The sequence below is a fragment of the Micromonospora sp. NPDC005220 genome, assembly GCF_040607895.1.
Lineage (GTDB): Bacteria > Actinomycetota > Actinomycetes > Mycobacteriales > Micromonosporaceae > Micromonospora.
This window is the reverse complement of the sequence record NZ_JBEXHP010000181.1, coordinates 1-7,116: the sequence shown is the minus strand read 5'-3', so window position 1 is coordinate 7,116 and position 7,116 is coordinate 1. Positions and strand designations below refer to the sequence as shown.

The following is a 7,116-nucleotide window of genomic DNA, read 5'->3' as shown; positions in this document are numbered from 1 at the left end:
CGGGGCGTGCGCCGGGCGGCACCGGCCCGACCGGGCCGGGGAGGGCGTCCGACGGCCGCCCCCGGGCGTTGTCCGCCCGCCGTCGGCTGCTGCTCTGGGGCGGGGCGGTCGTGCTGGCGCTCGCGGTGCTGACCGGCGGGATCGTGGCCACATTCGGTGGCGGGGGCCGTGACGACCTGGTGTTGACCGCGACCGGTGAGGCGCCCGGCCAGGGCGTCAGCCTCTCCGTGTCGATCACCACGCACGAGGGCAGGGGCTCCACGATCCGGATCACCGCGACCGGGCTGCGGCCGGGGCTGCGCTACCGGCTCTTCGCGGTGACCCGCGACGGGGTCACCCACCCGGTGCGGGACTGGACCGCCTCGGCTGGCCCGCAGGAGGTGACCGGCGAGCTGTCACCGCCGGTCGACGACCTCTCCTTCGTCGGCGTGGGCCTCGCCGACGGCACCTCGGTGGTCACCGCGCCGATCTCGCGCTGAGGACGGAAGGCTGTTCGCGGCCAGCGGCTCACAGATCTTGGTACCGAACGGCCCCTATCGGGGCGCTTTCCTTCCAAGATCTACACCGATCCTGTGGTGCGGGACAAATGGTCTCCGACCGATTCGCCGCACTTCCCGTTGAACCGAAGGCTCTCCCGCGCCGTCATGTCGCCGTGCGGTTGCCGCACCCGTCGGGGGACGCGGCGCGTCCCCGCCAGGCCGAGGGAGGGCTACATGGCTGTGAGGACCGGATCGTCGTCGACCCGTGGGACGCGGGCCGGGGTGTCGGGCGGGGGCCCGGCCCCATCCGCGGGCGTCAACCGGGGCCCCCGCCCAGCACGCAGGGCCGCGCTGCTCGCCGTGGTGCTGGTGGCGCTCGGGCTGATCGTGGGCGTGCCGGGCGGGCCGGCGACCGCCGCCACCGGGGAACGGGTGACGTTCGTCAACGGCACTGCGGAGACGCTGTGGATCGGCGCGGGCGAGAGCGGGGACGGCTCCCGGCCGATCACCGGGCTGCCCACGCTGCGTCCCGGCGAGTCGAGCACGATCGTCATCCCGGACGACGGCGAGCCCGGCCACTGGCGCGGCCGGTTCTTCGCCCGCCAGCGCTGCGGCGGCGACCCGAACGGCTCGTTCCGCTGCCTGGTCGGTGACTGCGGCGCCTTCGCCGACCGGTGCGAGCGGGGCGCGGAGCCGGTGAGCCTGGCGGAGTTCAACTTCGACCGGAACAACGCGGGCGCGCCCTGGTACAACGTCAGCTACGTCGACGCGTTGTCGACGACGATAACGATCGACGCGCCCGGCGCTCCCCGCCCGGAGAAGGCGGGCAGTTGCGCGCGGTGGGACTGCTCCGCCGGGCAGATGCTCGCTGCCTGCCCGGAGGCGCACGCCGTACGCGACCCGGCCCGGGGCGACCGGGTGAACTGCGTCAACCCGAACCGGGACGCGGAGAGCGCGTACACCGCCGCGTTGCTGCCGTTCGGGCCGCGCGCCTACCTGTGGTCCACCCACGACCGGGTCGCCGGCAACGAGACGGTCTACAACTGCCCGGGCTGCGCGGAGGTGGTGGTGACGTTCCGCAACGGCGGCGCTCCGTCGGCCCCGCCCGCGACGCGCCCCGCCGACCGTTCCGGATCCGGCTTCGCGCTGCGCGGGTACGCGGACAAGTGCGTGGACGTGCCGGGCGGCGAGTCGGCCGACGGCGTGCGGTTGCAGCTCTGGCAGTGCAACGGCACCCCGGGCCAGCGGTTCACCCGTGGGTCCGGCGACACGCTGAAGGTGCTGGACAAGTGCATGGACGTGGCGTGGGCGTCCCGGGACAACGCGGCCAAGGTGCAGCTCGCCTGGTGCAACGGCGGGCCGGCGCAGGTCTGGGTCGCCGAGGGCGGCCTGCTGCGTAACCCGAACTCCGGCAAGTGCCTCGACGTGCGGGACTGGAACTCCGACGACGGCGCGCCGTTGCAGATTTGGGAGTGCGCCGCCAGCCAGAGCAACCAGAACTGGCGCGAGAGCGACCGCTGACCGAGCCGTACGCGACGTGGGCCCGGGGGGGTTAACCCGGCCCCACCGCTTCGTGTCGAGCGGTCACCGCCGGCCGCGTGCCGCCGCCTGACCCTGTGCCGCGCCCGCCGCCGGGGCCGTGCTCGATCCCGGGCTGGTCCGCCCGCGTTCCAGGTCGACGTTCTGCGACTGCTGCTGGATCGCCGAGCGCCGCTGGTCGACCGCCGCGTTGGTCAGCGCGGCGCCGGCGGTGACGAACCCGCCGGCCGCGGTGAGCTGGGTGGCGTTGGCGGCGGTGCCGGCGATGCTCATGCCCAGGCCGCTGAGGTTCCCGGCGTGCACCGCGGCCTTCGTCCAGTCACCCCTCTGCGCGGCGTCGATGAACTCCACACCGGACTTCAAGGCGGTCACGGCGGACGCGCTGATCTGCGTGCCGCGCGCCGCCCAGCCCTCCAGGACGCCGGAGATGGCGCTCAACGAGCCGGCGGTGAACTCCGCACCCGGCGGCAGGTACCTGTTCATGTACTCCTTGAACTGGGTGAGGCCGGCGAAGCCGGCAATCTTGGCGCCCTGCCGCGCCTCGCTCTCGGTCGGACGGTCCGGGTTGGCCGGGCGCACCTGGCTGTCGCGTCGCGGCTCCACCGGCGTCGGCGCGGTGACGGCACCCACCTGCATGGCCGTCCGCACGAGCGCGTCCGGGTCGGTGGCGACGTAGGTGGACCGGCGGCGGAGCCGCTCCACCTGCTGGTCGGCGGCGGCGGAGTTCCGGCTCGCGCCGGAGCCACGCGCGGCGGAGTTCCGCGCCGAACGGGCCGGGGCGGCGGGCGGCGACACCCGCCGGCCACCGTTGAACGAGTCGGTGAACTGCGGCGGCGCCGTGTACGCGGACGCGGACGGGTACGCGTACGCCGCCTGGCTGTACGTGTTGACCGGCAGGCTGGCGTGCCGGTCCGCAGCCTCCATCTCGTAGTCGTTCTCCGCACCGGCGAACGTCTGGGCGCGTTGCAGCGGATCCGGCTCGTAGCTGTACCTGGGGTCGGACATGGTCACTCCTTCAAGCGCTGGTTCGTGCTGGGCCAACCGGCGGTTCGACGCCGGCTCGGTGTGCCGCCTCCTTCCACGGATCGCGGTGCACCGACTACGCGCCGGCCCCGGCCCCGGTTCAGCGGTGGCCCGGATTTCTCCGCCGGGCGGCGGGTGAAAAAAACCTCGAACCCACGCTGAACCGAGGGGGCGGTCGCGTCGTAGAGCGGCCGTCGACCGCGCCGCCGAGGCGCCGCAGGCGCGGCCGGCGACCGACGACGGCGAGCAGACAGGGAGGCGAGACGGACGATGAGCCAGCCGGTGATGCTGCGGCGACCACGGGAGCGCGACGAGCGTCCGATCCGACACCGCGACGTTCTCTCGGACGAGGGCATCGGCTGGATCGGCGCGCACGGCGGTGCCGGCGCCTCCACCCTCACCCGCCTGCTCGGCGGCACCGACATCGGCTGCCGGTGGCCGGATGCGGCGATCGGCGAGCCGGCCCGGGTCGCGGTGGTCGGGCGGACCAACCTCGACGGCCTGCGCGCGGTCTCCCGCGCGTTGAACGCGATGCGGGAGGGCCGGCACCCGGCCGGGATGCGACTGGTGGGCGTGGTGCTGATCGCCGACGCTCCGGGCCGGTTGCCGGCGCCGCTTCTCGGCCGGATCCGGCTGCTGCGCTCGATCGCCCCGGTGCACCGGGTGCCGTGGGTTCCGTCGTACCGGGTGGGTGCGGAACCGAAGCGTCCGCCGCGCCAGCTGGCCCGGTTGGCCGCCCTGGTGGAGGCCCGGCCCGGGCGGGGTGCGCGGTGAGCCGGACCCGCCGGGCCGGCGGGGTCGTCGCCGCCCTGGTCCTGGCGCTGCTCGGGCCGGCGCCGGCCGCGTGGGCGGCGGCGGGCACCTACACGGTGACGGTGGACGGCGGCGGCGCCGCGTTCCTCTACAAGATCTGCCTGAAGACCACCACCACGGTGAATACCTACCCGGCCGGTGGCGGCGACCGGGTGTGCTCCGGCAAGAAGGGCTCGACCGACGGGTCGTTCGACCTGACCGCCGAGTTCACCGACGGCGACACGGTCTGGATGGACGTCGAGATGCTGGTCGACCTGAGTGGCCACTCGCGGACCAAGGACAACGTGGAGATCACCGGGTCGCACTCGTGCACGCTCAAGGGCGCCCTGTACGCGGGCAAGTTCAAGTGCGAGAACGCGATCAACAAGAAGAGCTTCGAGGCGCCGTCGATCGAGCCGTACCAGGTGGTCGTCGACGACCCGAACGCCCCGGTGGTGCAGCTGCTCACGCTGATGGCCTGGTGCGTGAGCGCCGCCGCGGTGGTCGGCCTGCTGCTGACCGGCATGACGTTGGCCTCGCAGTTGCGGCGCGGCTCGCTGGAGGAGCGGACCGAATACACCAAGCAGATCGCGTTCGTGATGGCGGCGTGCCTGCTCGCGACCACCGTCGGGCCGATCGTCGAAGCGCTCGGGTTCAGCCAGTGACCACCCCGACGAGCCCCGGCCCCGGCCGACTGACCAACCCCTTTTCCCAGTACTGAAGGAGCACCCAATGGCCCTCTCCGACATCTACTACAGCGGTCTGGTTCGGATCCCGTTCGGGATCCGTCTCGCGCCCGAACCGGGCGGCGATTCCGGTGGCGGGGTGCCGCAGCCGGCCACCGGCGGGAACGCGGTGCCCGGCCCGCTCGCCACGAAGGTCGAGCAGGCGCTCGGCCTGGTCGCCTGGGCGGGTACGGCGGCCGGCGTGCTCGGTGTGCTGATCACCGGCGCGGTGATGGCGATCTCACACAAGCGGGGCGAGAGCTCGGAGCACATGAGCCGGCTCGGCATGGTGCTGGGCGGCTGCATCCTGGTCGCCACCGCGGGCCCGATCGTGAGCTGGGTCTTCGGCACCGGCGGCCAGGCGGACGGGAACTGACGCATGCGCGCGCGACACGCATCCGAGCCGGCGGAGGAGGGGCCGTTCTGGCGGCACCGTCGGTGGCAGGTGTCGGCGGCCTTCGTGGTGCTGGCGCTCTGTACCGGCGTCGGCGCGGCGTTCTACGGGGGCGGGGACGCCGGTTCCCGGGCCGCGCCCGCGTCCGGGCCGGTGATCGGCGGCCTTGCGCCGGACGGGTCGCGGCCGCAGGGCTGCCGCACGGTGGACGCCGTACAGCGGATCCCGGAGGCGGCGCCGACGGACGTCACCTGGCGTCCGCTCAACGGCGCGCAGACGCCGTTCTCCGCCTCCGCCGGGCCGTTGAAGGCCACCGGGCCGCTGCGCTGGTGCTTCGCGCACACCCCGATGGGCGCTGTGCTGGCGGTGCACACCATCTCCCGCCAGATGAGCGGCCCGGACTGGCGTACGGTCAGCCGGCAGCAGCTCGTGCCCGGGCTCGGGCGCGACTACTTCGACGCGATGCGTGAGTCGCTGGAGGACGGCGGCCCGCCGCAGACCTCCAACCGCCTCGCCGGGTTCCTGGTGGTGCGCTACACGCCCCGCGCGGCCGTGGTCCGGGTGCTGGTCCGGCAGGCGACGGCGCGTTACTTCTCGGTCGACTACACGGCGGACTGGAACGGCGTGGACTGGCGGCTGCGGCCGCTGAGCTCCGGCGGTCTCTACGGCCCGGTCACCCCGGTGCTCTCGCTGGCCGGCTTCGTGCTGTGGAACGAGGCCCGAGATGGCTGAGTGCGCGACCGGCGACGCCGTCTACATCGGAGAGATCGGCCAGGTCGTCGGCTTCTTCGAGCGGGGGATCGACGGCATCCTCAGCGACATCGCCGGCGCCATCATGGGCGCGGCGGTGGAGCTGTTCGCCAACCTCGGCGACGTGCCGACGCTCGGCGACGAGAAGATTAACGACCAGATCCACATGCAGACCGACTGGCTCGTGGTGACCATCGCGGTGGCGTCGTTGCTGGCCGCGGCGTTCCGGATGGCGTTGCTGCGCCGGGGGCAGGCGCTGTGGACCGCGCTGCTGGGCCTGGTCCGCATGATCCTGACCGTGGGCGCCGCGTGGACCGTGCTCAACCTGCTCGCCACCGAAGCGGACCACTACAGCGACCACCTGTACGACCAGGGCATCAAGGCGCAGCTCAAGCTGATCGCCAACTGCGGCACCGACGGGCTCACCGCGTTCCTGCTGATCATCATCGGGTTGCTGCTGCTGGTCGCCGGTTGCATCCACGTGATCCTGATGTACCTGCGCCTCGGCGCGATGGTGCTACTCACCGGCACGTTGCCGCTGGCCGCCGCGGCGTCGATGACCGAGTCGGGCGGCGGGTGGTGGCGCAAGCACATCGCCTGGATGGTGGCCTGGCTGGCGTTCAAACCGGTGGTCGGGCTGATCATGTATTCCGGGGCGGCGATGATCGGCTCGGTGGACGGCGACGCCAAGCACTACAAGCTGGCCGGCGCCGCCATCCTGCTGATGGCCGCGGTCGCGCTGCCCGCGTTGATGCGACTGATCGTGCCGGCCATGGCGGCGCTGGGCTCGTCCGATGGCGTGGGCGCGGGTGTCGCCGCCGGCGCGGCCGGCGCGGGCGCGGTGGCGAGCGGGGCCAAGCGGATCGCCGGTGGCGGCGGTTCGAGCGGCGGCGGCGCGGCCAGGGCGCCGAGCGGCGGAGGCGCGCCCACCGGCGCGGCGTCCAAGGGGGGCGGCGCGTCCAAGGCTGATGGCGCGTCGAAGTCCGACGGCGCGTCCAAGGCCGACGGAGCGTCGACGTCCGACGGGGCGTCCACGGCCGAGGGCGCCTCCACAGCCGACGGGGCGTCCACAGCCGACGGGGCGTCCACAGCCGAGGGCACGGCCGGCGGTGGCGGGTCGACGTCCGCAGGACAGCAGGCGTCAGGGAGCAAGCCGGCGTCCGGCGGTGAACCGGCGTCCGGTAGCGAGCCGGCGTCCGGCGGCGAGCCGGCGTCCGGTAGCGAGCCGGCGTCGGGCAGCAGACCGGCGCCCGAGAGCGAATCGGCAACCGGCAGCACCCCCGCGAGCAGCACCCCGGCGCCCGCGAGCAGCCCGCCGTCCGGCAGCGATGCGGCAGGCGGTGGCGGGTCGGCCGGTGGCGGCGGGCGCAGCGTCGCGTCGACGGCCGGCCGGGTCGTCGGCGGCGCGGTTGGC

Annotated in this window: 8 protein-coding genes; 7 read left to right on the top strand and 1 reads right to left on the bottom strand. The window is 73.8% G+C overall.

Annotation, left to right across the window (positions count from 1 at the left end):
* Both ABZU52_RS31250 and ABZU52_RS31245 read left to right on the top strand, forming a co-directional pair.
* Nucleotides 1-479 (top strand): hypothetical protein (locus ABZU52_RS31250; protein ID WP_354974520.1); only part of this gene is annotated, 479 nt, incomplete at its 5' end.
* Nucleotides 480-713: 234 nt separating this feature from the next.
* Complete coding sequence (locus tag ABZU52_RS31245) at nucleotides 714-2,000, top strand: ricin-type beta-trefoil lectin domain protein (protein ID WP_354974519.1); 1,287 nt, start codon at nucleotides 714-716, stop codon at nucleotides 1,998-2,000.
* A 63-nt stretch (nucleotides 2,001-2,063) separates the two neighbouring features.
* Here the strand turns inward: ABZU52_RS31245 and ABZU52_RS31240 are convergent, their stop codons facing one another.
* Nucleotides 2,064-3,023 (bottom strand): hypothetical protein, encoded by a 960-nt coding sequence (locus ABZU52_RS31240; RefSeq protein WP_354974518.1) that lies wholly within the window; start codon nucleotides 3,021-3,023, stop codon nucleotides 2,064-2,066.
* A 288-nt stretch (nucleotides 3,024-3,311) separates the two neighbouring features.
* Between ABZU52_RS31240 and ABZU52_RS31235 the strand changes: the two genes are divergently transcribed.
* The 5 genes from ABZU52_RS31235 to ABZU52_RS31215 all read left to right on the top strand — a co-directional run.
* Nucleotides 3,312-3,815 (top strand): hypothetical protein, encoded by a 504-nt coding sequence (locus ABZU52_RS31235; protein ID WP_354974517.1) that lies wholly within the window; start codon nucleotides 3,312-3,314, stop codon nucleotides 3,813-3,815.
* Nucleotides 3,812-4,498, top strand: a complete 687-nt coding sequence (locus tag ABZU52_RS31230; RefSeq protein WP_354974516.1) for a hypothetical protein — start codon at nucleotides 3,812-3,814, stop codon at nucleotides 4,496-4,498. Before ABZU52_RS31235 ends, ABZU52_RS31230 begins: the two co-directional genes overlap by 4 nt.
* A gap of 67 nt (nucleotides 4,499-4,565) precedes the next feature.
* Nucleotides 4,566-4,934 carry a hypothetical protein gene (locus ABZU52_RS31225; RefSeq protein ID WP_354974515.1) on the top strand — a complete coding sequence of 123 codons (369 nt, stop codon included), beginning with the start codon at nucleotides 4,566-4,568 and terminating at the stop codon, nucleotides 4,932-4,934.
* Nucleotides 4,935-4,937: 3 nt separating this feature from the next.
* Complete coding sequence (locus ABZU52_RS31220; protein ID WP_354974514.1) at nucleotides 4,938-5,684, top strand: hypothetical protein; 747 nt, start codon at nucleotides 4,938-4,940, stop codon at nucleotides 5,682-5,684.
* The coding region (locus tag ABZU52_RS31215; RefSeq protein WP_354974513.1) for a hypothetical protein at nucleotides 5,677-7,116 on the top strand (1,440 nt) is incomplete at its 3' end. The genes ABZU52_RS31220 and ABZU52_RS31215, both read left to right, overlap by 8 nt.